The following is a 24,794-nucleotide window of genomic DNA, read 5'->3' as shown; positions in this document are numbered from 1 at the left end:
GCGGTCGTGTTCGTCCTCAAGCCTGCTTGTACTCGAGCACCGAACCGATGACACGGTCCTGTTGTTCGAACGTGAGCATGGGCCACAGCGGCAGTCGAAGGATCGACGCGGAGAACTCGGCACTACGCACGCACGGCTGCGGTGTTCGTCCGTAGCGCACACCGGCCGCACTCGTATCGAGCGGAACGTAGTGGAACGGCGCCACGATTCCGTCACCGGCAAGGTGCCGAATCAAGCCGTCACGGCTCTCTTCGGTCGGCATCTTGAGATAGAACAGGTGCGCAGTGTGCTCGCGATCATCGGGCACCGCCATGGGCACGACACCGTTCGCGGCCGCCCACTCGCCCAGACTCACGCTGTAGGCATCCCAGACGCGATGCCTGGCCGCCTGAATCGCGTCGAACTCGGAGAGTTGTGCGTCGAGGACGGCGGCATTGAGTTCACTGGGCAGATAACTCGACCCGATGTCCTGCCACGAATACTTGTCGACCTGCCCGCGCAGGAAACGCGCACGGTCGGTCCCCTTCTCACGGATGATTTCGGCGCGAGTCATCAACTGATCGTCGGAGAGCAACAGCGCGCCGCCCTCACCGCAGTGAACGTTCTTGGTGTCGTGAAAACTCTGCGTTCCGATTGTTCCGATGGTGCCGAGCGAGCGCCCGCGCCACTTTCCGCCGAGTCCGTGAGCGTTGTCTTCGATCAACGCAACGCCGTGGAGTTCCGCGAGGTCGAGGAGAGGTTCCATGTCCGCGGCGACTCCGCCGTAATGCATGACCAGTACAGCTTTGGTGCGTTCGGTGATCGCCGCCGCGACGCACGCCGGGTCGATGTTGCCGGTACTCGGATCGATGTCGACGAAAACAACAGTGGCCCCGCGCAACGCGACGGCGGTCGCCGCCGAACTGAACGCGAAGCTCGGAACTATTACCTCGTCGCCCGGGCCCAATTCGAGCAGCAGCGCACCCAATTCGAGTGCATGCGTGCACGAGGTGGTCAGCAGAGCATGCGTGGATCCGGTGATCGCCTTGAGCGCTGCAGTCGCGGACTTGGTGAAACGTCCGTCACCGTGAATGTGGTCGGACTCCAGAACCGTTGCCAGATTCGACAATTCGTTCGATGCCCGATAGGGGCGGGAGAAGATGATGCGATCAGTGCTCACGACTACGCCGATCGATCGAGGTTCCGGGCCGCGGGGAGTCGACAGTCAGATACAGCGGCTTTCCGACAAGGACGTGCAGTGCCACACCGAGATATTCGGCAATGAGCCCGAGCGAGAACAGAATCGCACCCGAACAGACCAGCAGCGCCATGATGATCGACGCCCATCCTTCGGGATCATTGTTGTCGCCGGTCATGGCCCCGATGAAGATCACCGCGGCCATGATCACGCCGGCCGACGCCAGGGTGACTCCGAGCAGGCTGACCAGCCGCAGACCGCGTGTTCCGCTACACAACACCATCTTCCAGAACAACGAGAACAAACGGCGGTAGTTGTACCCGGATTCTTCGCGGCCTTCGGCTCGAAGTGTCACCGGCGCCGTGGCCGTGTTACCGACAACCCACGTCAGCGCAACGTCCAGATACACGCCGTTGGCCGCGACGCCGGCCAACTGTCGGCCGATGTCACCGCGGATCAGGCGATAACTTTCGAATCTCGTCGAATCAGGGAACGCGAATACCGTCGCCAAGACGATCTTTGCGCCGCGCGAGGTCAGGTTCCGCAAGAATCCGTGCGGGCGTGTGTTCGTGGGTTTGGAATACACGAGATCGGATCGCTCCGTCAGCGCGGTGTCGAGGAAAGCCCCGATGTGCACCGGGTCGTGCTGGCCGTCCTCGTCCATCGTCACGATCCACTGTCCAGTTGCAGCGGCCATGCCGGCGATGGTCGCCGCGTCCTGGCCGTAGTTGCGGCTGAGCCACACGACACGCACCTGCTCGAAACGGCGCTCCAATTCGAGTAACACGACGTCGGAGCGATCCGGGCCGTTGTCGTGAACCAGCACGATCTCGTCGACGGAGAACTGCGCACCACCGGGCGTCGCACTCGGTGTGCCCAGGCCGTCCAACTCCTCGACGAGCGCCGTGATCGTCTTTTCGCCCTGATAAACGGGCACTACGACGGAAATCGAGTGCACTCGCTTCCACTCCCTTCAGGGGGCTCGACTGGCGCCGAGAGACAGGCACGATCGGGCCCACACCGTCGCGAACTTTAACACGCAGAGATGTCTTGACTTCGGATGCCGGCGGCGCGTGACGCGCTCGCGTCTCCGCACGCCCCACCTGCCCTGTTAAGGTCTGGAACTCGTGGTGGAAACTCGCACTCTCGCCCGGGCAGACGTGTACAAGTGGGGCGCCGTCACGGCGATCGGTGTCATCGCCGGTTATCTGGCCGTGGTGCTCGCGAATGCTCGTCACTTCTACACCGACGACACCGAGTCCCAATACGCGCCGCTGTGGGTCATGCTCGGCCGCAGTCTGCGAGAAGGACACCTCCCGGTGCTCGTCCCCGAGAACTGGATGGCGGGCAACTACGCGATCGAGGAAGCAGGCCTTCTCAATCCACCGCAACTCCTGATCGACCTGATCGCACCGTCCTTCGACAACCTGGCGTTGTACGCGACGATCGTGAAGTTGATCTTCGCGATCATCCTTGCACTCGGCGTCTATCGGATCTGCCTCGAGTACGGCTCGAAGCCCACGTGGGCTGCCGTCGCCGGCGTCTCGATTCCGTTCACCGGTTTCCTGCTGTTCTTCGACTCGGCCAGTTGGATGACTGCCTTCACCGGCACTGCCTGGATGGTTCAGGCGTGGGCGTCGGCAATCCGCTACGCCCGAGGTAAGAGCGGTCCGATCCCGACCTTCGTGTTCTTGTATCTCGCGATGTCGGTCCAATATGTTTTCCCCGCAGTCGAATCCGGCTTGATGATCGGCGCGGTCGCAATCGGCGAAGTTGTCTATCAGCGGCGTTGGCTGCCGTCACTGCGGCTTCTGGCGGTGTCCGCGTGTGCCGCTCTGGCCGGTCTCGCGACGTATCTGCCGAGCCTGCTCACCGCGGACGTCACCTGGCGCGGTGCATCCGAAGTCAAGAACGATGCATTCCTCGCCGTCCCGTGGTCGGAATCGCTGAACGCGAGCCTGCCGAGCACGATGCCCGCGTTCACCTCGTGGTGGGGATACATCCAGACCATGCCCATGGTCTACATCGCCTGGTTCCTCATACCCGCCCTGGCATTCATCGACTGGGGCAAGGCACGCGCCGCGGCACGCGAATTGACCGCCGTCGGGATCTTCACGGTCGCCGTCCTCATGTGGACTGCCGGGCCGAGCACGATCGGCCCACTGCGGTGGCCCGCGCGCGTACTTCCGATGGTGGCCATCGGACTCCTGCTTCTGGTGTGCATCCTGCTCGGGCGTTACGCCACGACCGACAAGTTGCGCGGGCGCTGCGTTGCAGCGGGAATCCTCGTGGGCCTGCTTCTGATTCGGTCAGCCTCGGCAGCTCCCGGGCTCGCGAAATGGCATGTGATCTCGGCCCTGCTCGTTGCCGCACTCGGCGCCGCGATGGTCTGGCTCGGCCGTACCAAGGGCACTGCTTTCGCATGCCTCGTAGCGATCGTCGCGGTCTCCCCCATCGCCTACGCCCAGGTTCGGGCCGCGCAACCCACCCCGATGAGCTGGAACCTGCCCGAATCCCGCTCGGAGATGAAAGAGGCCTTCCCCGACTTCGAAGGCACGACACTGCAACTGGGCGACCGTGCACTCATCGCACCCGGGGACAAAACCCTCGACGGAGCGTACGGTTCCCTGGCTTTCGGCAACTACCCCAAAGACCTCGAACTGACCTACACCAGCGGCTACACCCCCAACGGGCACTTCTACTTCGGTGATCTGCTCTGCATGCGCTGGGACATGAGCGTCTGCCCCGACGCCTTTCGGCGCGCATTCACCGTCGAACCCACCACCGGCCGCACCATCGTCGACCTGATGAACGTGGACCGCGTCGTACTTCAGAACGCTCTCTACCCCGATGCACGCAAGAACCCGGCTCCCGACGGATGGAAATGGGTCGACTACCCCGGACACGAGAACTACATCTCGGTACTCGAACGCGTCGACGGCCCCGTCTCGACACGCAACGGACGCATCGCCGACGCCCACGGCGTCGAGGCTACGTCGATCGCGGAATCGAACATGTCGAGCACCCTTCGTGTCAGTTCGGAGACCGGCGGCAAGGTTGTGTTCGCACGGCTCGGCTGGCCCGGATATCGGGCGAGCATCGACGGTCAGCCTGTCCCGATCGACGTCGTCGCGAAGTCCTTTGTCACCGTGGACGTTCCAGCCGGTACGAAAGACGCGGAACTTGTCCTGACGTGGCGTCCCCCGGGATGGAAGGTCGGCGGCGCTTCGATGGTCGCCGGAGTCCTCGGACTCGGCGTGCTCGAGTGGATGTATCTGCGGAACCGACGCAAGGACGGGATCAACACCGTGAAAACCGAGTCTTCATGACCGAAGACATCGCATCACCCGAGAATCCCGGCCCACTGCTTCGGGTGGTCAAGCATCAACCCATCGCATTTGCCATTGTCGGAGTGGCTAATACGGCGATCGGATACGTGCTCTTCGTGATCTGGACACTGATCCTCGACAACAAGGATCTGTATCAAGTGGCTGTGATCGGCGCGTACTCCATCAGCGTCCTCATCGCTTTCGTTCTGCATCGGACTCTCGTTTTCCGCGTCCGCGGACATGTGGCACGCGACCTGGGAGCGTTCATCGTCGTCAATTCCGGTGGCCTGGTGCTGAATCTGATACTCGGAACAATCGCGGTGTCGATTCTGCATGCCCCGCCGCTTCCCGCCCAGGCGGTTGTCATGCTGATCGTCGCCGGTATGAGCTTCTTCGGTCATCGATACTTCTCGTTCCGCCGCAAACCTGCCGAACGACACTGACCTTCTACGATTCGCGGGGTAACGCTCGATCCACCGCCGCCTCGACGATCGTCCGAATATCTTCCTCTCCGAACAGGTCCGGCAATGTGAGTCGATCCAGTGCGAGCCAGTTCAGCGACAAATAGAGCAGGCGAACGGTCATCGCATCACCCGGCACGCCCGACGCCAGATGATTGGCTACGTTCAGATCGAAGTCTTCTCGGATGCGGACGGTCAGCACCGCTCGCAGGTCCGGTCGACGCGTCGCCTCCAGTCGCAACTCCATGAGCGCGAGGAAACCCGTTCCGAACGAGGTGACGCGCTCGACCACGTCGAGCATGAGCGTCACCAGGCGCTCACGATCGGTGCCGTTGACGGGATCGATCATCCCTTCGAGGTCCTCCGGAATCAGTCGCTCGTAGATCCGGCCACCCGCTTGAGTGAGCAGGTCGTCGCGATTGGAGAAGTAGTTCGACGCTGTCCCGTTCGGCACTGCTGCCTGGGCGTCGACGGCTCGAAACGTCAAGCCTCGAGCACCCTCTCGGGCCAACACCTCGATTGCCGCGTCGATCAGGGCAAGCCGGCGTTCCGGGTTCTTTCGCACTTGACATCACTCCTGACACGACCCTAAGTTAAACCACTACAAACATAGTACTACGAACGGAGCGTTATATGCGAAAGCTTGTGTACTACGTGGGAGCTTCCCTCGACGGATACATCGCGGGGCCTGGTGGCGAATTCGATTTCCTCCCGGTCTCCGAACAGATCACGGCCTGGATATGCGATCGATATCCTGAAACCGTGCCAACGCATGTGCGGCCCGCTCTCGGAATCGAGGACGCGCCCAACAAGACCTTCGACACGGTCGTCATGGGCCGCGGCTCCTACGAGCCCGGGCTGGCCGCCGGAGTGAAAAGCCCCTTCGCGCACCTGCGTCAGTTCGTCGTCTCCACAACCATCCCTGACGCCGAGGATCCCCCCGTCACCATCGTTCGCGCCGATCCGCTTGGGGTAGTCAGATCTCTCAAAGAGGAAGAAGGACAAGATATCTGGCTGTGTGGCGGCGGAACTCTCGCCGGCGAACTACTACCGGAGATCGACGAGTTGATCATCAAGAGGTATCCGGTAGTCGCCGGCGCAGGCATACCGATGATCAGAAGTAACTTCGAGCCGGCACTGTTCACACCGACTGCAACCGAATCGCTCGACGACGGCGCAAGCATCACCTGGTTGAAGCGAAATACCTAAGGAAGAAGATCCGGTCGACGCTCGGCCGTGCGCTGCAGCGACTGCTCATGGCGCCACGCTTTGATCTTCGCGTGATCACCGGAGAGAAGCACCGGCGGAACTTCGAGGTCGCGCCACACAGCCGGGCGAGTGTAGCTAGGCCCTTCGAGAAGGCCGTCGGAGAATGAATCCTCTTGGTGTGACAGCTGATTGCCGAGAACGCCGGGCATCAGTCGCACGACAGCCTCGACCATCACCAGCACCGCTGCTTCGCCGCCGATCAGGACATAATCGCCGATGCTGACTTCTTCGACTCTGACCCGCTTGGCGGCGTCGTCGAAAACCCGTTGATCGATACCTTCGTATCGGCCGCAGGCGAAGACGAGGTGCTTGGCGTTGGACCAGCGGTGCGCGGTCTCCTGGGTGAACGGGACGCCGGCGGGAGTGGGCACCACCAGAATGGTCTCGGCATCATCCGGGCCGGAAGAATCGGAGCGCCCGATCACGTCGTCCAGTGCCGGGCCCCAGACGGTGGGTTTCATGACCATGCCGGGTCCGCCGCCGTACGGGGAATCGTCGACGGCTTTGTGTACGTCATGGGTCCACGACCGAAGATCGTGGACGTCGACCGAGATCAAGCCACGTTCGATTGCCTTGCCCAGCAAGGCAGCACGAAGCGGTTCGAGATACTCGGGAAAGATGGTGACTACATCGAGACGCATGACAAGCGATCAGTCGCTGTCGGCGTTCGAATTGTCGCTGTTCGACTTGTCACCGAAGTCCGGGTCGAGCAGTCCCTCGGGGGGCTCGATCACCACGACGCGGTCGGCGATCGACACCGAGGTGACGATGGCTGCGACAAACGGGATCAGCAATTCACCGGACGTCTCACCGGCGCGGCGAATAGAGAGCAATTCGCCTGCGGCGGAATGCAATACCTCGATGACCGAACCGATCTCGGTGCCGTCCGTGAGGACGACCTTCAGTCCTTCGAGTTCGTGATCGTAGAACTCGTCCGGATCATCCGAAGGCTCGAGTTCGGAACTGTCGATGACAAACAGTGTGCCGCGCAACGCATCTGCGTCGCCACGGTCACTGACGCCTTCGAGGCGCAGCAGAAGCCGCCCGGAATGATCCCGGGCGGCTTCCACTGTGTACGACTTCAGTGTGGACTCGCGCGGCTTGCGCCCACGCAGCACGGAACCTACGGCAAAACGATCTTCAGGCTCGTCTGTACGAACCTCGACTACCAATTCACCTTTGATGCCATGCGACTTCGCGACACGACCGACTACGAGTTCCACCTGTTTACTGCCGTCTACTGATCGGTGTCGACGACATCAACACGGATACCGCGGCCACCGATGCCGGAGACCAAGGTCCGCAGAGCGGTCGCCGTGCGACCACCCCTACCGATGACCTTGCCGAGATCGTCTGGGTGCACGTGCACCTCGACGGTCCGTCCCCGACGTCCGGTGATCAGCTCGACGCGCACATCGTCGGGATTGGCGACGATGCCACGCACGAGATGCTCTACCGCATCAGCGACGACGGCACTCACTTGTCAGCAGCCTCGGCGTCTGCAGCGGGAGCCTCGGCGTCAGCCGCGGTGTCTTCTGCCTTGGCCTCGTCAGCCTTTGCAGCCTTCTTCTTCTTGGGGGTGATTGCTTCTGCAACCGGCTCGTTCTCGGCCTGCGCGAGCGCAGCCTGGAAGAGCTCGAGCTTGGTGGGCTTGGCTTCCTTGACGCGCAGGGTGCCTTCGGTGCCCGGCAGGCCCTTGAACTTCTGCCAGTCACCGGTGATCTTGAGGAGTGCCTCGACGGGCTCGGTGGGCTGTGCGCCCACGGACAGCCAGTACTGAGCGCGCTCGGAATCGATGTCGATCAGCGAGGGCTCTTCCTTGGGGTGGTACTTGCCGATGGTCTCGATCGCACGGCCGTCACGACGGGTGCGCGAGTCGGCGATGACAACGCGGTACTGAGCGTTGCGGATCTTGCCGAGGCGGGTGAGCTTGATTTTGACAGCCACAGCTGCAGTTCTCCTTCAGCGCGCACAACAGTGCTGCGCATGTCACGTGCAATTCAGCGACCCACACGATTTGTGAGCCCGGTTTTGCCTCTATCCTGTGACCGTCGCAGCGGTACGTAACCGGTTGCGACGAACAATGGTCCATTGTGCCAGATGGGTGGGCTCGTTCGGAAACCACCCTGTGCGCGCTTCGAGAGAGCGGGGACTCCCTAACCGCTCACGGGGGTTCCGCGGAGGATCACACGCATCGGCTTCGCGAGCACATCGGGGTTTCCGCGCGGATCTTCGGAATAAACCACCAGGTCGGCGGGCGCTCCTTCTTCGATCCCCTGCGCACCCAACCAACTCCGCGCGTCCCAGCAGCCTGCGCCCAGCGCCTGATGCGCCGTCAAACCGGCAACTTCGAGTTCGGCGATCTCGTCGGCGATCCGCCCGTGCCTGATCGATCCGCCGGCATCCGTTCCGGCATAGATCGGAATCCCGGCCTCGTGAGCGGCACCGATCGTCCGATGTCGACGAGCGTGCAGATCCCGCATGTGCGCCGCGTAGATCGGATACCGCGTGGCGGAGTCCGCGATCTCGGGGAAAGTTGCGATGTTGATCAGCGTCGGAACCAAGGCCGTGCCGTGAGCGACCATCAACTCGATGGTTGCGTCCGTCAATCCGGTGCCGTGCTCGATGCAGTCGATGCCGGCATTGATCAGGCCGGGCAGAGCATCCTCGGCAAAGACGTGAGCGGTGACCCTTGCGCCTTCGGCATGGGCGGCAGCGATGGCCTCGACCAGAATCTCGTCGCTCCACAACGGGGCGAGGTCACCGATGGAACGATCGATCCAGTCCCCGACGAGCTTGACCCAACCGTCACCGGCGCGTGCCTGACGCACCACCTCGGCCGGCAACTGAGATTCGTCGTCCAGGTCGACCGGCAGGCCCGGGATGTACCGCTTCGGTGCTGCGATGTGCTGACCTGCGCGAATGATCCGCGGCAGATCGAGGCGCTCGTCGATGAACCTGGTGTCGACCGGCGATCCGGCGTCACGAAGCAACAGCACGCCCGCGTCACGTTCGGTCTTCGCCTGCCCCAGCAAGCCGTCGACGGTTTCGCCGCCGCCACCGCCGTAGCGGATACCGACGTGACAGTGCGCATCCACGAGACCCGGTGTGATCCAACCCGATTCGACGATCGTCTCCGCACCGGACACCGGCTCGAAGGAAATCAGCCCGTCGACGATCCACAATTCGATCGGCTCGGCATCGGGCAGACCGATACCCCGCAGATGAAGCGCAGCCACCGACTACTTCTTGGGCAGCTTGAGCTGGGAGAGATCGATGCCTTCCAGTCCGGGCGGCAACTGATCGAGACCCTTGGGCATGTTCGACAGGTCGGGCATACCGGCCGGCATTCCGCCGGGCATACCCGGGAATCCGCCCATGCCGGGGAATCCTCCGCGCATCTTGGGCTGCGTCGGGCCCTTGCCGCCCTTCTTGCCCTTCTTGCCCTTCTTGCTGCGAACCTGCTTACGCGCGCCGGGCATACCCATACGGCCGGCCATGGCAGCCATCATCTTGCGGGCTTCGAAGAAACGGTCCACCAACTGGTTGACGTCGGAAACCTTGACGCCCGAACCGTTCGCGATGCGCAGTCGGCGTGAGGCGTTGATGATCTTCGGATCGTCGCGCTCGGCCGGCGTCATACCGCGGATGATGGCCTGAATGCGATCGAGTTGCTTCTCGTCGACGTTGGCCAGCGCGTCCTTCATGCCGCCGGCACCCGGCAACATACCGAGGAGGTTGCCGATCGGGCCCATCTTGCGGACGGCCATCATCTGATCGAGGAAGTCTTCGAGGGTGAGCTGACCGGAACCGATCTTCGCTGCGGTCGCTTCGGCCTGATCGGCGTCGAAAACCTGCTCGGCCTGCTCGATGAGGCTCAGGACATCGCCCATACCGAGGATCCGGCTGGCCATGCGATCGGGATGGAAGACGTCGAAGTCTTCGAGCTTCTCGCCGGTGGACGCGAAGAGGATCGGCTGGCCGGTGACCTCGCGGACGCTCAGCGCGGCACCACCGCGGGCGTCGCCGTCGAGCTTGGTGAGGACGACACCGGTGATGCCGACTCCCTCACGGAACGCGTCGGCCGTGCTGACCGCGTCCTGACCGATCATGGCGTCGAGGACGAAGATGGTCTCGTCCGGGTTGACGGCGTCACGGATACCGGCGGCCTGCGCCATCAGCTCCGAGTCGATACCGAGGCGACCGGCGGTGTCGACGATCACGACGTCGTAATGCTTGTTGCGTGCTTCTTCGACGCCGGCGCGGGCGACCTCGACGGGGTCGGCTGCGGACACGCCCAGTGCGTTCTCGCCGCCGCCGATGGAGGTACCGGGATGCGGCGCGAAGACTGCCGCGCCCGCACGCTCACCGACGATCTGAAGCTGAGTGACGGCGCCGGGACGCTGAAGGTCACAGGCGACGAGGAGGGGCGTGTGCCCCTGATCCTTGAGCCACTTGGCCAACTTTCCGGCCAGCGTGGTCTTACCGGAACCCTGCAGACCGGCCAACATGATGACCGTCGGCGGAGTCTTGGCGAACTGCAGTCGACGAGTTTCGCCGCCGAGAACCTCGACAAGCTCTTCGTTGACGATCTTGACGACCTGCTGAGCCGGGTTCAGTGCACCCGAGACCTCGGCGCCCTTGGCGCGTTCCTTGATCTTGGCGATGAAGCTGCGCACTACGGGAAGCGCTACGTCGGCCTCGAGCAGGGCAAGGCGGATCTCGCGGGCCGTAGCGTCGATGTCGGCGCCGGACAGACGACCCTTGCCACGCAGATCCTTGAGAGATCCGGTCAATCTGTCGGAAAGGGATTCGAACACCGAGTGCGCTCCTGAAGGTCGTGCGAGTTAGCCGTGGATATTCTCGGGCACCAGCCTAGCCGCTACGCCCGCACCGATCCCAGCCGATGCGGGCGTAACTGCCGAAACCGGTCCGTCAATCCTCTTTCTTCTTGGGTTGTGGCACCGGAACCACCGCCAGCACCGCCTCCTCGACGCGCTCTCGCGCCGCGCGGGTATCGGCCTCACCGAAGTCGAGGCAGAACGCGTCGACCACCGAGGAACCCAAGGTGGCGACCTTCGCCCACCGGATGTCGGCTCCACTGTGTTCGAGTGCTGCGGCCAGTCGGCAGAGCAGGCCGACGCGGTCCTCGGTACGCAATTCGAGGATCGCCTGACCGTCACCGGGCGCGTCGAACCAGATGACCCGCGGTGGCGCCTGCGCATAGAGCACTGGAACCGCGGAATCCTTGTTGGTCTGGATCGGGTCGTCCCACTGCTCTGCCCGTGCCTCCTCGTCCTTCGCGTCGAGAAGTTCGAGCAAATTCAGTTCACCGGCCGAAGCCCGGATCAATTCCTGCCGGAGCAGCACCGCCTGCGGGGGTGTGCCGAACCTCGGCGTCACGACAAACGAGTTGACCGCCGAACCTGCATGCGACCCCAGCGATGCGGAATGCACCCGCAAGGACTGCAGCGCCAGAACTCCGGCAGCCCGAGACAGCAGCCCGGGAGCGTCGGGCGCGATGACGGTCACGACGTAGGTGTGCGCATTCTCGGCCGGAACGAGCGAGACGTGAACCCCGCCCTCCTCGGCGATGGCCAATTGCTCGGGAGCGAGTGGATCGGGTTGCGGGAGCTCCTCCCCTGCCATCAGCAAACGACAACGACGCACCAGCTCGCCGATCAACGACGACTTCCAGTCGCCCCAGACACCAGGCCCGGTGGCCAGCGAATCCGCTTCCGCCAACGAATGCAGGAGATCGAGAAGGGTCCCGTCTCCCTCGAGTGCGTCGACCACTCGCTGCACCGTTGCCGGATCGTCGAGGTCGCGACGGGTGGCGGTTTCCGGCAACAGCAAGTGGTAGCGCACCATCGCCGTCAACGTCGCGACGTCGGAAGGCCAGAGTCCCAAGCGATTTCCGATCGCGGTGGCCAATTCGGCACCGACGACGCTGTGGTCTCCCCCTCGCCCCTTCCCGATGTCGTGGATCAACGCACCGAGCATGAGCAGATCCGGCCGAGCGACGCGAGTGGTGAATCCGCTTGCATACGCGGCGGTTTCGACCAGGTGCCGATCCACCGTCCACGTGTGGACGGCGTCGCGCGGCGGAAGATCGCGAATGGTCCCCCACTCCGGCAGGAGTCGACCCCAGAGCCCGGTCCGGTCCATCGCCTCGATCACCGGAACCGCACGCGATCCCGAACCCAGCACGACCAAGAGATCGTTGACTGCATTTTTCGGCCACGGCTCACGCAATTCGGGGGCATTGTCGGCCAGGCGATTGAGCGTCGACGCGGAGATCGGCATGCCGTTGGTGGCCGCCGCTGCCGCGACCCGCATCACCAGACCGGGATCCTTCTTCGGTCTCGCATCGCGCGCCAGAACTACTTCGCCGGCATGCTCGACGACGCCCTCGTCCAGTGGCCGTCGCACCGGCGCGCGACGCAGCCGCGACAAACCACGCCGGGGCAAGGAGTTTCCGGCGGTACGGATACCGACGTCGACCGAATAGCTGATGGTGCGCGCCGATTCGCTGAGAAGTCGCGCCAGATCGAAGCGATCACCGATCCGTAGCGCCGCACCGATCTCGTCGGCGTCCTGTGCTCGCAGTTGGTCGCGGGCGCGACCGGCAACGCGGTGAAGTTCGGTGCGCACGTCGAGCAACCGCCTGTGCGCAAGTGCCAGACCGCCGCCGGGCGAGTTGGGTCCCAGCCCCGGCATCCCGTCGGTCAATTGCGCGATGGACAGGGCGTTGAGCAGTTGGACGTCTCGCAGCCCGCCACGACCGCTCTTGAGATCCGGTTCGGCGCGATGGGCGATCTCGCCGCTGCGCTCCCACCTCGTACGGGTCTGGGTGATCAATTCGTCGAATCGGCTGCGGATGTCCATGCGCCACTGTCGTCGGACACCACTGATCAACAGGTTGCTCAGCTCCACGTCGCCGGCAATGTGGCGTGCTTCGAGCATTCCGAGTGCTGCCGTCATGTCGGTGGCCGCAACCTGAAGCGCCTGCGGAAGCGTCCGCACGCTGTGGTCGAGTTTGATGTGCGCGTCCCACAGCGGGTACCACAGGCTGTCCGCGACCTGGGCCACGACCGCCGGGTCCATGTCGTCGTGCAGCAGAATCAGATCGAGATCGGAATACGGCAGCAGTTCGCGTCGGCCGAGACCACCCACGGCGACGATGGCAAACCCACAATCCGGTTTGATGCCCAGTTCGGTCCCCTTGGTGGTCAACCAGAATTCGTGCAGATCGACCAGTGCATGTCGCAGCGCGGGGGCGTCGAGCCTCCTGTTCTTGACGCCTCCGGTGAGTAGGGCCTTGCGTGCGCGGGCCAGGTCCGCAGCTTCGTCGGATCCCCCTGACGAGACCGGCCCTGGCCCCGTCGCTTTCGCGACGGAACCAGGGCCGAAGTTCTCGGACCCTTTCGGGTCAGAGTGCATCGCCACCGCGTTCCCCGGTGCGAACCCGGATGACCGACTCGACTGGCGAGACCCACACCTTGCCGTCACCGATCTTGCCGGTTCGAGCGGCCTCGACGATCACCTCGACCACCTTGTCAACGGCCGCGTCGTCGACGACGACCTCGACCCGGACCTTGGGTACGAAGTCCACGGAGTACTCCGCGCCTCGGTACACCTCGGTGTGGCCCTTCTGTCGGCCGTAGCCCTGAACTTCGCTGACTGTCATACCCAGCACTCCGGCCTGCTCGAGTCCGGTCTTGACGTCCTCGAGCGTGAACGGCTTGACGATTGCTGTGATCAGCTTCATGTGCTCATCCCTTTCCAAACTCTGAAGTGCCTGAATTCACTTTAATCACGTGCTGATCACGCGAGGTCGTATGCGGTCTCTGCGTGTTCGGTCTCATCGATGCCGCGTGCCTCGTCCTCGGCCGAGATTCGCCAGCCCAGGGGCTTGAGTGCGAAGCCGATGATCGTCGTCAGAACGCCGGTGAAGACGAGTGCTGCGAGTGCGATCACGATCTGAACCACCAGTTGCTTGTAGTCGCCGCCGTAGAAGAGGCCGGTTGCGGTGCCGAAGAATCCGATACCGATCGTGCCCCACAGGCCGGAGACAAGGTGAACACCGACGACGTCGAGCGAGTCGTCGAAGCCGAAGCGGAACTTCAGGCCGACTGCGAGAGCGGACAGGATGCCGGCTACTGCGCCGAGGAAGATGGAACCGACCGGGTTGAGCGCACCGGCAGCAGGGGTGATGGCGACCAGACCGGCGACCGCACCGGAAGCTGCGCCGAGGCTGGTGGCGTGGCCGTCACGAATACGCTCGGTAGCGAGCCAGGCCAGGACTGCGGCACACGTCGCGGTGGTCGTGTTGACCCAGGCGAGACCGGCGTTACCGTCGGCGGCGAATGCCGAGCCGGCGTTGAAGCCGAACCAACCGAACCAGAGGAGTGCGGCGCCGAGCATCACGAAGGGCAGGTTGTGCGGACGGAAGGCGGTCTTGCCGAAGCCGAGACGCTTGCCGACGATGAGTGCGAGGACCAGACCGGCCATACCCGCGTTGATGTGAACGACTGTGCCACCGGCGAAGTCGATCGGAGCGACGTTGGCGACGGTGACTCCGTCGTCGTTGACCGTGGTGCCGAAGAGCTTTGCCGCGATGCCGTCCTCGGAGCCCGAGAGGAGTCCGCCGCCCCACACCATGTGTGCGAGCGGGAAGTAGACGACGGTGACCCAGATACCCGAGAACAGGAGCCAGGTGCCGAACTTGACCCGCTCGGCCAGGGCACCACTGATGAGGGCGGTGGTGATGATCGCGAACGTCACCTGGAACGCGATGTCGATGACGTTGGGGTAGCCCCAGGCGCCGGCGATGAAGTTGCCGTCAGCATCGGTGATGCTGTTCTTGAGGCCGAAGAACTCGAACGGGTTGGCAAAAATGCCCCCGATGTTCTCGGTGCCGTAGGACATCGACCATCCCCACAGAACGTAGATGACGCCGATGACGGCCATGGCCCCGAAGGACATCATCATCATGTTCAGGACGGACTTGGACCGAGACATCCCGCCGTAGAAGAAAGCGAGGCCGGGTGTCATCAGCAAGACCAGAGATGCAGCCATCAGCATCCATGCGGCGTTACCGGAGTTCGCCAACAAATCGTCGGTACTCACTTACTACCTCCTAGTCGCACGTGCCGGGCAGCACGTCGTTAAGGAGAAGAGTGCTGGGCTGGTGTTTCGTCCATGGCGCTGTCGCGTTTCGCAGACGTGAACCAATTGCCCAACTTTGTTGCAAACAGGTTTCGCCAGGGAGTTCTACCGACCCTGTGCGCCTTTTTGGTAGTTCGCGCTACCAAAAAGGCGCACGGGGGCGTCAGCCCAGCAGGGCGTCGACGAACGCACCCGGCTCGAAGGGCGCCAGGTCGTCGGCACCTTCACCGAGACCGACCAACTTCACCGGCACACCCAGTTCATGCTGAACCTGGAAGACGATTCCGCCCTTGGCGGTTCCGTCCAGCTTGGTCAGTACGACGCCGGTGATGTCCACGACCTCCGCGAACACTCGAGCCTGCGCCAGTCCGTTCTGGCCGACCGTCGCATCGAGAACCAGCAGAACGTCGTCGACCGAGGCCTTCTTCTCGATAACCCGCTTGACCTTGCCGAGCTCGTCCATCAGACCGGTCTTGGTGTGCAGACGGCCGGCGGTGTCGATCAGGACCACGTCGACGCCGTCCGCGATGCCCCGTGAGACCGCGTCGAAGGCAATCGCAGCGGGATCGCCACCCTCCTTGCCACGAACAACTTCAGCGCCGACACGCTCGGCCCACGTCTGGAGCTGATCGGCGGCGGCGGCGCGGAACGTGTCCGCGGCACCGAGCACGACGCGACGACCGTCGGCGACGAGCACGCGAGCCAGCTTGCCGGTGGTCGTTGTCTTGCCGGTCCCGTTGACGCCGACGACGAGCAGAACAGCCGGGTGATCATCATGCGGCAATGCGCGGATGGAGCGGTCCAGTTCGGGACGCAGTTCGGCGATCAACACCTCGCGCAGAAGGGCGCGGGCGGCAGCCTCGGTCCGGACGCTGCGGGCCGCCATCTGCTCACGAAGCTTCGTGACGACCTTTTCCGTGGTCGCGGAGCCGAGGTCTGCGATGAGGAGGGTGTCCTCGACTTCTTCCCACGAATCCTCGTCCAGATCGCCGCCACCGAGCAGACCCAGCAAGCTCTTGCCGACTGCTGACTGCGAGCGGGAAAGGCGCCCGCGCAATCGGTCCAGCCGACCCTCGGTCGGGTCGATCTCGTCCAGCACGCGCGGTGCAGGCTCGACGGGTTCGGGAACGACAACAGGTTCGGGAACGACAGGTTCTTCGACAACAGGTTCTGCTACCGCTGATTCTTCTACGACCGGCTTTTCGATTACCGGCTCTTCGACAACCGGTTCCTCGACAACAGCGGGTTCTTCGACAACCGGCTCCTCGACAACGGCCGGCTTCTCCGCAACAGGTTCTTCGACGATCGGTTTTTCGACGACAGGTTCTTCGACGACGGGCGGCTTCTCGGCGACCGGCGGTGTCGGAACCACCGGAGGTGGCGCCGTTGCCGTCGACCCCTGACTGAAGTTGAACCCGCCACCGGCCTTGTAGCCGCCTGACTTGTCCTTCTCGGGGGCGCCGAGCTCCGGCTTCGTCTCGGGCGCCTTCAGCGATACCTGCCCCTTGCGGTAGCGCAGGAATCCGGCAACGAGAACGACGAGTAGTACGGCCGCTACAGCCGCGATGATGATCCAAGCCTGGGTAGTCACCGGCCCATTGTTTCAGGCTCCGACCCGGAAAGTGAGCAGGGCTTACGTCGAGGCCATGTCTTGACCGCGAAGTCGCTGCGAAATCACGGTGGTGATGCCGTCGCCGCGCATGCTGACGCCGTACAACGCATCGGCGATTTCCATCGTCGGTTTCTGGTGAGTGATCACGATCAACTGCGACTTCTCCCGCAATTGTTCGAAGAGTCCGATCAGCCGCCGCAGGTTGGTGTCGTCCAACGCCGCCTCGACTTCGTCCATCACGTAGAACGGGGACGGGCGTGCCCGGAAGATCGCGACCAGCATGGCCACCGCGGTCAACGACTTCTCGCCGCCCGACAGCAACGACAACCGTTTGACCTTCTTACCGGGCGGACGCGCCTCGACTTCGATGCCGGTGGTGAGCATGTCCGAGGGATCGGTGAGGACCAGCCGCCCTTCTCCCCCGGGAAACAATTTCTCGAACACTCCCACGAACTCACGCTCGACGTCGGCATAGGCCTCGGTGAACACCTGCAGAATTCGTGCGTCGACGTCTGCGACCACAGCAAGAAGGTCCTTGCGTGCGGTCTTGACGTCCTCGAGCTGAGTGGAGAGGAAGGTGTACCGCTCCTCGAGAGCTGCGAATTCTTCGAGCGCCAGCGGATTGACCTTGCCGAGGGTGGCGAGGTCCTTCTCGGCCCGCTTGGCGCGCCGTTCCTGAGTCGCGCGGTCGTACGGAAGCGGAGCGGGGGCGGTGACCTGCTCCCCACGCTCCTTGGCCTGCTCGTACTCCTCGATTTCGAGAGCGGTCGGCGGCAGTTCGACCTCGGGCCCGTACTCGGCGATCAGATCGTCGAGGCCGATACCGTACTGATCGAGGATCGACTCCTCGAGTTGTTCGATGCGCAGCGCTGCCTGCGCCTTCGCTACCTCGTCGCGATGGACGGCGTCGGTGAGCGAAGCGAGTTGTCCGGTCAGTGCTCGGACTGTCTCGCGGACCTGATCCAGCTTGGCCGTGCACTCGGCGCGGGCCCGAGCCAACTCGTCACGGTGGGCAAGAGCCGCGGCGACGACGGTCTCGAGTTCGACCGCCACGCGCTGTCCCGATTCGGCGACGGCAGCTGCGACCTCCGCAGCGTGCGCCCTGGCGCGCAGAGCCCGTTCGGCGCGGATCCGCGCTTCTCGTTCGGCGGCCGCGGCACGGCGAAGCGAATCAGCCTTTCCGCGAACGGATTCCGCACGTTCTTCGGCGGTTCGTACGGCAAGGCGAGCATCCATTTCGACGATGCGCACTTCGGCGAGCGCTGCTGCGGCCATTTCACGATCGGCAGCGGTCGATTCCGCGCCGTGTCCCGGCGCACTGCCGTCGGTTTCGGCGACGCGCAGACGTTCCTCCAGATCCGCGAGCTTTGTCAGCGACTCCCCGCGGCCCTCCTCGGCACGCACTCGCTGGGCGGTCAAACGCTCGGATTCCGCGTGGGCGACTCGTGCTGCCTGCCCCAATCTGCCCAACTGCTCGTAGATGGCGGACATGGCGGCGTCCGACTCGTTGAGCGCTGCCAAAGTTTGCTCCGCGGTCTCGCGTCGAGCGGCCTGTTCGGCCAGAGCGCCGGACAGCGCCGCGTCGAGTTCCTCGGATCGGCTCTCCGTTGCCGCCAGTTCCGCTGCTGACGCGTCGATCGCCGCCTGCACCTCGAGCGTGCTCGGTTGCCGATCCGAGCCACCGATCATCCACCCCGAACCGTGCAGATCGCCAGAACGCGTCACTGCACGAATTCCCTTGTGGTCAGCAACAACTCGAATCGCGTCATCGAGAGTCTCGACCAGGACGACGCCATCGAGGATGGCGGTCAATCCGGCACGCAACTCGTCAGGGCAGTCGATGACGTCGACGGCCGGACGACTACCCGGCGCGATCTCGGCCTCGCGCTTGATCGCCGGTTCACCGCTCACGATCAGTGATGCACGTCCACCGTCCTGATCGGCCAGTGCTGTGACAGCGGAGCGAGCATAGTCCAGCGACTGCGCCACGACGGCGTCTGCTGCCGGCCCCATCGCGGCAGCGATCGCGGCCTCGTAGCCGGGTTCGACGTGAATCAATCCGACCAGCGAGGTGATGCCGTCGTCGCCGCGGTGTTCGAGCAGCCAGCCGCCACCGTCCTTGCGCTGCAAACCCATCGACAGTGCCTCGATGCGCGCCCGGAGCGAAGCGATGCGTTGCCCGCTCGTCTTTTCTTCCTCACGAAGCTCTTCGACGCGCGCGTCGATCATCTCGAGAGCCTCGATGGCGCGTTCGTGATTGGTATCGAGGCCGACTTCACCGGCGTCGAGGTCCCCGATGCTTTCTTGCACCGTGTCGAACTCGGCCTGTGCGGCATCGCCACGCAGACGAGCCTCGTCGATCGCCTCGGTCAGCCGAGACACTTCCGCGTCGACGGATTCGACGCGGGTACGCAGAGTGTCGACCTGACCGGAGAGTCGAGCAAGACCTTCACGGCGGTCGGCGACGGCACGAACTTCCGCCATGTGCGCCCGTTCCGCTTCTGCTGCAGCATCTTCGGTGGCTGCGAGCTGGTCCCGAGCAGCTTCCGACGCCGCTCGCGCGATTTCGACGCCTTCGAGGAGTTCGGCCTCTTCGGCAGCAAGACGTTCGGCGCGCGCCTCCATCTCGTCCGGGTCCTGGCCGCGGTTGCCGACGGGTTCGGAGTCGAGATGACGCGCACGCTCGCGGGCGATGCGCACGGTGGCGTTGACGCGTTCGGCAAGCGCGGAAAGCTGGAACCAACTCTGTGCAGCCGCTTCCGATCCCGGAGTCAGACGAGCGAGAGCTTGCTCCTGGCGCCCGAGTTCGAGGTTGGCCTCGTCGAGCGCAGCCGCCACCTGGTTGTGCTGTTCACGGGCCGCTTTCTCGTCCTGCGCCTGGTCGTTCAACTGGTTTCGACGGGTCACCAGATCGTCAGCGGCCAGACGCATCTTTGCATCACGCAGGTCAGCCTGGACCGTCTGTGCTCGCCGAGCAACCTCGGCTTGGCGTCCCAGCGGTTTGAGTTGCCGACGCAGTTCCGCGGTGAGGTCACTGAGGCGAGCGAGATTGGCCTGCATGGAATCGAGTTTGCGCACCGCTTTTTCCTTGCGGCGGCGATGTTTGAGGACTCCCGCGGCTTCTTCGATGAAGGCGCGTCGATCTTCGGGACGGGATTCGAGGATCGCGGCGAGCCGTCCCTGCCCGACGATGACATGCATTTCGCGGCCGATGCCGGAGTCGCTGAGCAGTTCCTGGACGTCCATCAGACGGCAGGACGAGCCGTTGATCTCGTACTCCCCCGCGCCGTCGCGGAACATGCGGCGCGTGATCGACACCTCGGAGTACTCGATCGGGAGCGCCCCGTCGGCGTTGTCGATGGTCAAGGTCACCTCGGCGCGGCCCAGCGGCGCGCGGCCGGAGGTGCCGGCAAAGATGACATCTTCCATCTTGCCGCCGCGCAGGGCCTTGGCGCCCTGCTCGCCCATCACCCAGGTCAACGCATCGACGACGTTGGATTTACCCGAGCCGTTCGGGCCGACCACACAGGTAATTCCCGGCTCGAACCGAAGAGTCGTTGCCGACGCAAAGGATTTGAATCCCTTGAGTGTCAGACTCTTGAGGTGCATGGGGGGAAACTTTACCGCCAAACAGGTCAGCGTTCGACGAACCCTGTCAGGTCGCCCCTTGCGGTGTCCCAGCTGTCGACCACGAGATCCACCGAGCCTGGGGTAGTACCCGAGCGCAGCAGCTCCACCAATCGCTCGAGTTGCGTGCGTTCGCCCTCCGCCACGACGAGCACTCGACCGTCACGCTGATTGGACGCATATCCGATCAATCCGAGTTCGAGTGCGCGGGCCCTGGTCCACCACCGGAACCCGACGCCTTGAACGTATCCGTGAACCCACGCCGTCAACCGCACAGGCGCTGCCTCAGCCATGACGCTCAGCCCGCCACACGTTCGAGACGGTGAACGTCACCCAGGAATCCGGTGGTGTAGAGCGCGTTGGGATCCCAGCCCGGTCCGGCGCCGAACTTGACCGCAGATGTGAACGGCAGACCCGAGGCGATCTCACACGAAGATCCCGAATCCGGATCGACGCGAACAACTTTGCCGCCTGCATTGAATGCGACGTACAACGCGCCGTCCGGTCCGACGGTCAGATCGTCCGCCATGTTTGCCGGACCGAACCCGGGGAGCGTGATCGTTCGCACCGGCCCGCCCAGATCGTTTGCGTCGAGGATGTGGACGGCGGTGACCATGTCGAAGGTCGTGCTCACGTAGATCGTCGAACCGGAGCGTGCGAGGCCGTCGACGGTGCCGAGGTCTTCACGAACGATCGAACTGCTTCCGTCACTGTTGACGACCGTGAGCCCCGGCCTGGCGAGTGTGCGGGCAGTGAGGAAACGGTTATCGTCCAGCTGCACAAGCCCGTTCGGCATCACCAGACCGTCGGCGATCGTTGTCACCGACCCGTCTGCGACGTCGACCTTGCGGAGGCTGCCGTCGGCGATTCCGAACAGTCCCGAGACAGTCGAGTTGCCCGTGGTGAAGTACACGGATCCCTCACGCGCGACCAGACCGCCAGGTCCGGTGACGTCACCGACCAAAGTTGTCCGTGTTCCGTCCGGCGCCACTTTCAGCAGTGCACCCGGCCCGATCAGAGCCGACTGCGACAACACCATCGATCCGTTGCCGTCGAATTCGAGGTTCTCGAGCATTCCGGCACCAGTCGTCACGACGCTCGACGTCCATGTGCCGCAACTACCGGCCGAGCCGTCGGCCGGGACCGAGGCCTGCGCTGGAGCATTCAGCGCCACAACGGAACCCAGTGCGATCGCAGCGACAACGCTGCCGGCGCGGAACATCAGGCTTCCGTGTCGAACGACAGAGTGACCTTGGTTCCGGCCTTGAGCGTGCGCCCGACCGTGCATACCTTGTCCACGGAACGCTCGACGAGAGTGACGAGGCGCTGCTGTGCCTCGGCATCCAACTCGCTGAGATCGAGCTCGAGGACCTCGTCGAGCTGCGGGTAGACCTCGTTTTCACGATCGGCGGCTCCGGACACTCGGACCGTCGCGTCGTAGTTGTCACCGAGCCGGCGCGAGATCGGGAAGTCGGAGCTCATCCCGGTGCATGCGGCCAGTGCAATTTTGAGGAGTTCGCCGGGCGTGAAGACTCCTGGCACCGATTCGGAGCCGATGAGAACCTCTGCGCCGCGCGAACTCTTGCCGGTGTAGAGGCGGGTTCCGGTTCGTTCGACCCAAAGCTCCGTGTGAGCCGGGGCGGTTGCAGTGGTGTCGGGAGTCTGTTCAGCCATGACGCAATCTTGCCACTCCGCCGAACCGAAGGGGCGGGAGACCTAGGCGATTCGCCGGGCCCTCGGGGTCGGCTGGCACCGCGGGCAACTGAACGACGATCGATTCATGAACTTCTCACGCTTGATCGGCGCGCCGCATCGCGGGCACGGGAGATTTTCCTGCCCGTACGCCGACAGCGACCGGTCGAAGTAGCCCGATTCCCCGTTGACGTTCACGTACAGCGCGTCGAAGGACGTACCGCCCTGATCGAGCGCTTCACCCATCACCGAGTGTGCTGCGGTCAACAGTTCTCGAAGTTTGGGCCTGGTAAGCGTTTCGGCGATTCGGTTGCCGTGAATCTTGGCGCGCCACAATGATTCGTCGGCGTAGATGTTTCCGATTCCGGAGACCACCGTCTGGTCGAGAATCGCGCGCTTGATCTCGGTGTGCTTGCCCCGCAGGACTTTCACGACGGATTCGAGATCGAACGCCGCATCCATGGGATCGCGAGCGATGTGCGCCACCGACTCGGGCAGCATCGTTCCGTCGACCTCGACGAGGGGTGAAATCGACCAGCCACCGAAGGTCCGCTGATCGACGAATCGAAGATCGGCCCCGGAATCGAGGGCCAACCGAATGCGTAGGTGCTTTTCCCAGTCGACTGTCGGGGGTTGGACCAGCATCTGTCCGCTCATCCCGAGATGAACCACCAGTCCGACACCGGCAGGCTCGAGAACCAGCCACAGGTACTTGCCGCGACGCTCTGCCGAAGCGATGGTCTGCCCGGTGAGTTGGCCGATCAAGTCCTCGGAACCGAGAATGTGGCGCCTGATCGCGCGGGGATGGAGTACCTCGACGGCCTCGATCGCCGCACCTACAGCATGAGACTGTAGGCCGCGGCGAACGACTTCGACTTCGGGAAGCTCAGGCAAGAGTGAACTCAGCCGGCAAGATCAGGCGTGTCGTCAGCAGCGACTGCGGTAGCAGCGGCATTCTCCGACATCGTCTTCCATGCCGAACTTGCTGCCTTCTGCTCGGCTTCCTTCTTGGAACGACCGACACCGACACCCAAGGGTTTGCCACTGATGAGAACGGTGGCCGTGAATTCCTTGTCGTGATCGGGTCCGGTGGCGGTGATCTCGTAAACGGGAACTCCGGCACCGTGTTCTGCGGTCAGTTCCTGCAGACTCGTCTTCCAATCCAGACCCGCGCCCAGAAGCGGTGCGCGAGTGAGGAGATCGTCGAACAGATCGAGGACGACGCGTCGCGCAGTCTCGATGCCGTGCTGCAGGTGGATGGCGCCGAGAATCGACTCCATACCGTCGGCGAGAATGGACGGCTTGTCACGGCCGCCCGTCATTTCCTCGCCCTTACCCAGCAGCAGGTGTGCTCCGAGTCCACCTTCACCCAGAGTCCTGGCAACCTCGGCGAGTGCATGCATGTTGACCACGCTGGCACGGATCTTCGCCAGATCACCTTCGGATTTGTCCGGGTGGGACAGGTAGAGATTTTCGGTCACCGTGACGCCGAGAACGGAATCCCCGAGGAACTCGAGGCGCTCGTTCGTGGGCAGTCCGCCGTTCTCGTACGCGTACGAGCGGTGCGTGAGAGCCAGGGTCAGAAGACCGGGCTCTATATCTACGCCGACAGCGGCGAGGAGCTTGTCGTGATTGCCCTCGCCGCCGGCGGCTGAAACTGTATTTTCGCTCGTCATAGTCTTTCTCCGGGGAGAACTAGACAGCAGCGGTTACCTGGCGGCCCTTGTAAGTACCGCATGACGGGCATGCGATGTGGGGAAGGGTCTGCTCGCCACAGCCACGGTTGGGGCAGGTAACGAGGGTGGGCACAGTGGTCTTCCACTGGCTACGACGCGACCGCGTGTTGGATCGCGACATTTTGCGCTTGGGGACAGCCACTTCTACTTCTCCTCGGCTTCGGTGATCACAAGATTTTCGCTGGTGTTTGATTCCACGCCAAATTTGGCCGCGAGACCAGCCCAGCGAGGATCAAGTATGTCATGCCCATGCCCAGATTCCGCAATCGCCAGGCGAATGCCACATTCTGAGCACAATCCCAGGCAATCGTCACTGCACAGAGGCTGGAGCGGAAGCGCCAGCCCGACTGCATCGACGATGACCGGTTCGAGGTCGATTTCGTCGTCTTCGACCGCGTAGACCTCTCCCTCTTCCGTCGTCTCCTCGGTGGTGCTGTTCGGGTAAGCGAACAACTCCGTGAGATAGATGTCCACGGTGTCGGTGAAAGGTTCAAGGCACCGCGAGCATTCACCCTTGGTGGGTGCGTGCACGTTTCCGGTGACGAGAACGCCTTCGGACACTGCTTCGAGACGAAGATCGAGATCTATGTCCGCGCCCGCTTCGATCGCGATCAGATCGAGACCGATACGGTTCGGGGACTGAATTGTTCTCTCGACGGTACGCATCGACCCTGGACGACGACCGAGCTTGACCGTGTCCAGCAAAAATCCCGCATCACT

Annotated in this window: 24 protein-coding genes; 3 read left to right on the top strand and 21 right to left on the bottom strand. The window is 63.5% G+C overall.

The features are described 5' to 3' along the window. Nucleotides 1-16 precede the first annotated feature (16 nt). The gene (rffA, locus tag ASU23_RS20705; RefSeq protein ID WP_003942806.1) at nt 17-1,159 is read right to left on the bottom strand and encodes a dTDP-4-amino-4,6-dideoxygalactose transaminase; all 1,143 of its coding nucleotides are present in this window, start codon (nt 1,157-1,159) and stop codon (nt 17-19) included. After that, nucleotides 1,149-2,135 (bottom strand): glycosyltransferase, encoded by a 987-nt coding sequence (locus ASU23_RS20700; protein WP_003942691.1) that lies wholly within the window; start codon nt 2,133-2,135, stop codon nt 1,149-1,151. Before ASU23_RS20700 ends, rffA begins: the two co-directional genes overlap by 11 nt. A 172-nt stretch (nt 2,136-2,307) precedes the next feature. On the opposite strand from ASU23_RS20700, the gene ASU23_RS20695 reads away from it, so the two are divergent. Continuing rightward, nucleotides 2,308-4,506, top strand: coding sequence for a hypothetical protein (locus ASU23_RS20695; RefSeq protein ID WP_058038840.1), 2,199 nt, complete (start codon nt 2,308-2,310; stop codon nt 4,504-4,506). Then, nucleotides 4,503-4,949 carry a GtrA family protein gene (locus ASU23_RS20690; RefSeq protein WP_058038622.1) on the top strand — a complete coding sequence of 149 codons (447 nt, stop codon included), beginning with the start codon at nt 4,503-4,505 and terminating at the stop codon, nt 4,947-4,949. Before ASU23_RS20695 ends, ASU23_RS20690 begins: the two co-directional genes overlap by 4 nt. Nucleotides 4,950-4,953: 4 nt before the next feature. On the opposite strand, the gene ASU23_RS20685 is transcribed toward ASU23_RS20690, so the two are convergent. Beyond that, the gene (locus ASU23_RS20685) at nt 4,954-5,532 is read right to left on the bottom strand and encodes a TetR/AcrR family transcriptional regulator (protein ID WP_042450812.1); all 579 of its coding nucleotides are present in this window, start codon (nt 5,530-5,532) and stop codon (nt 4,954-4,956) included. A gap of 68 nt (nt 5,533-5,600) precedes the next feature. Between ASU23_RS20685 and ASU23_RS20680 the strand changes: the two genes are divergently transcribed. Then, nucleotides 5,601-6,176 carry a dihydrofolate reductase family protein gene (locus tag ASU23_RS20680; protein WP_058038621.1) on the top strand — a complete coding sequence of 192 codons (576 nt, stop codon included), beginning with the start codon at nt 5,601-5,603 and terminating at the stop codon, nt 6,174-6,176. Here the strand turns inward: ASU23_RS20680 and trmD are convergent. The 18 genes from trmD to ASU23_RS20595 all read right to left on the bottom strand — a co-directional run bounded on the left by trmD (nt 6,173) and on the right by ASU23_RS20595 (nt 24,779). Then, entirely contained in the window at nt 6,173-6,877 is a 705-nt protein-coding gene (gene trmD, locus ASU23_RS20675) for a tRNA (guanosine(37)-N1)-methyltransferase TrmD (protein WP_003942745.1), read from the bottom strand. The genes ASU23_RS20680 and trmD overlap by 4 nt on opposite strands. A gap of 9 nt (nt 6,878-6,886) precedes the next feature. After that, on the bottom strand, nt 6,887-7,459 hold the full coding sequence (rimM, locus tag ASU23_RS20670) for a ribosome maturation factor RimM (protein WP_058038620.1): 573 nt from the start codon (nt 7,457-7,459) through the stop codon (nt 6,887-6,889). Nucleotides 7,460-7,473: 14 nt separating this feature from the next. After that, on the bottom strand, nt 7,474-7,716 hold the full coding sequence (locus ASU23_RS20665; RefSeq protein ID WP_003939023.1) for an RNA-binding protein: 243 nt from the start codon (nt 7,714-7,716) through the stop codon (nt 7,474-7,476). Beyond that, on the bottom strand, nt 7,713-8,183 hold the full coding sequence (gene rpsP / locus ASU23_RS20660) for a 30S ribosomal protein S16 (RefSeq protein ID WP_003942818.1): 471 nt from the start codon (nt 8,181-8,183) through the stop codon (nt 7,713-7,715). The genes ASU23_RS20665 and rpsP overlap by 4 nt, the downstream gene beginning before the upstream one ends. Nucleotides 8,184-8,392: 209 nt before the next feature. Then, entirely contained in the window at nt 8,393-9,475 is a 1,083-nt protein-coding gene (locus ASU23_RS20655) for an amidohydrolase family protein (protein WP_058038619.1), read from the bottom strand. A 3-nt stretch (nt 9,476-9,478) separates the two neighbouring features. Next, the gene (gene ffh, locus ASU23_RS20650) at nt 9,479-11,056 is read right to left on the bottom strand and encodes a signal recognition particle protein (protein ID WP_003942713.1); all 1,578 of its coding nucleotides are present in this window, start codon (nt 11,054-11,056) and stop codon (nt 9,479-9,481) included. A gap of 115 nt (nt 11,057-11,171) precedes the next feature. Beyond that, nucleotides 11,172-13,679, bottom strand: a complete 2,508-nt coding sequence (locus tag ASU23_RS20645; RefSeq protein ID WP_003942689.1) for a [protein-PII] uridylyltransferase — start codon at nt 13,677-13,679, stop codon at nt 11,172-11,174. Then, entirely contained in the window at nt 13,669-14,007 is a 339-nt protein-coding gene (locus ASU23_RS20640; RefSeq protein ID WP_003942772.1) for a P-II family nitrogen regulator, read from the bottom strand. Before ASU23_RS20640 ends, ASU23_RS20645 begins: the two co-directional genes overlap by 11 nt. A 56-nt stretch (nt 14,008-14,063) precedes the next feature. Continuing rightward, the gene (locus ASU23_RS20635; protein WP_042450902.1) at nt 14,064-15,323 is read right to left on the bottom strand and encodes an ammonium transporter; all 1,260 of its coding nucleotides are present in this window, start codon (nt 15,321-15,323) and stop codon (nt 14,064-14,066) included. Nucleotides 15,324-15,570: 247 nt separating this feature from the next. Further along, the gene (gene ftsY / locus ASU23_RS20630) at nt 15,571-16,998 is read right to left on the bottom strand and encodes a signal recognition particle-docking protein FtsY (RefSeq protein ID WP_058038618.1); all 1,428 of its coding nucleotides are present in this window, start codon (nt 16,996-16,998) and stop codon (nt 15,571-15,573) included. Between the two features lie 42 nt (nt 16,999-17,040). Next, complete coding sequence (gene smc, locus ASU23_RS20625) at nt 17,041-20,628, bottom strand: chromosome segregation protein SMC (RefSeq protein ID WP_058038617.1); 3,588 nt, start codon at nt 20,626-20,628, stop codon at nt 17,041-17,043. A gap of 26 nt (nt 20,629-20,654) precedes the next feature. Continuing rightward, on the bottom strand, nt 20,655-20,939 hold the full coding sequence (locus ASU23_RS20620) for an acylphosphatase (RefSeq protein WP_037130369.1): 285 nt from the start codon (nt 20,937-20,939) through the stop codon (nt 20,655-20,657). A 5-nt stretch (nt 20,940-20,944) separates the two neighbouring features. Next, the gene (locus tag ASU23_RS20615) at nt 20,945-21,868 is read right to left on the bottom strand and encodes an SMP-30/gluconolactonase/LRE family protein (protein WP_058038616.1); all 924 of its coding nucleotides are present in this window, start codon (nt 21,866-21,868) and stop codon (nt 20,945-20,947) included. Beyond that, nucleotides 21,868-22,320, bottom strand: coding sequence for an OsmC family protein (locus ASU23_RS20610; protein WP_047271283.1), 453 nt, complete (start codon nt 22,318-22,320; stop codon nt 21,868-21,870). The genes ASU23_RS20615 and ASU23_RS20610 overlap by 1 nt, the downstream gene beginning before the upstream one ends. A 42-nt stretch (nt 22,321-22,362) precedes the next feature. Then, on the bottom strand, nt 22,363-23,232 hold the full coding sequence (mutM, locus tag ASU23_RS20605) for a bifunctional DNA-formamidopyrimidine glycosylase/DNA-(apurinic or apyrimidinic site) lyase (protein ID WP_003942752.1): 870 nt from the start codon (nt 23,230-23,232) through the stop codon (nt 22,363-22,365). 8 nt (nt 23,233-23,240) lie between these two features. Further along, nucleotides 23,241-24,014 (bottom strand): ribonuclease III, encoded by a 774-nt coding sequence (gene rnc, locus ASU23_RS20600; RefSeq protein WP_003942759.1) that lies wholly within the window; start codon nt 24,012-24,014, stop codon nt 23,241-23,243. A 19-nt stretch (nt 24,015-24,033) separates the two neighbouring features. Further along, nucleotides 24,034-24,216 (bottom strand): 50S ribosomal protein L32, encoded by a 183-nt coding sequence (gene rpmF, locus ASU23_RS33525; RefSeq protein ID WP_007729318.1) that lies wholly within the window; start codon nt 24,214-24,216, stop codon nt 24,034-24,036. 2 nt (nt 24,217-24,218) lie between these two features. Beyond that, a complete protein-coding gene (locus ASU23_RS20595) occupies nt 24,219-24,779 on the bottom strand; it encodes a DUF177 domain-containing protein (protein WP_058038615.1) in 561 nt (186 codons plus the stop codon). Nucleotides 24,780-24,794: the final 15 nt, after the last annotated feature.

It is taken from the genome of Rhodococcus sp. KB6, from assembly GCF_001445685.1.
GTDB lineage: Bacteria > Actinomycetota > Actinomycetes > Mycobacteriales > Mycobacteriaceae > Rhodococcus_F > Rhodococcus_F qingshengii.
The sequence above is the reverse complement of the archived record's forward strand: the minus strand, read 5'-3'. Positions and strand labels throughout refer to the sequence as shown.

Coding starts and splice junctions, on each gene's coding strand:
- rnc (WP_003942759.1), bottom strand. CDS start 24,014: ATGACGAGCGAAAATACAGTTTCAGCCGCCGGCGGCGAGGGCAATCAC.
- ASU23_RS20645 (WP_003942689.1), bottom strand. CDS start 13,679: ATGCACTCTGACCCGAAAGGGTCCGAGAACTTCGGCCCTGGTTCCGTC.
- ASU23_RS20620 (WP_037130369.1), bottom strand. CDS start 20,939: ATGGCTGAGGCAGCGCCTGTGCGGTTGACGGCGTGGGTTCACGGATAC.
- ASU23_RS20615 (WP_058038616.1), bottom strand. CDS start 21,868: ATGTTCCGCGCCGGCAGCGTTGTCGCTGCGATCGCACTGGGTTCCGTT.
- smc (WP_058038617.1), bottom strand. CDS start 20,628: ATGCACCTCAAGAGTCTGACACTCAAGGGATTCAAATCCTTTGCGTCG.
- ASU23_RS20635 (WP_042450902.1), bottom strand. CDS start 15,323: ATGCTGATGGCTGCATCTCTGGTCTTGCTGATGACACCCGGCCTCGCT.
- trmD (WP_003942745.1), bottom strand. CDS start 6,877: ATGCGTCTCGATGTAGTCACCATCTTTCCCGAGTATCTCGAACCGCTT.
- ASU23_RS20640 (WP_003942772.1), bottom strand. CDS start 14,007: ATGAAGCTGATCACAGCAATCGTCAAGCCGTTCACGCTCGAGGACGTC.
- ASU23_RS20680 (WP_058038621.1), top strand. CDS start 5,601: ATGCGAAAGCTTGTGTACTACGTGGGAGCTTCCCTCGACGGATACATC.
- ASU23_RS20690 (WP_058038622.1), top strand. CDS start 4,503: ATGACCGAAGACATCGCATCACCCGAGAATCCCGGCCCACTGCTTCGG.
- ASU23_RS20610 (WP_047271283.1), bottom strand. CDS start 22,320: ATGGCTGAACAGACTCCCGACACCACTGCAACCGCCCCGGCTCACACG.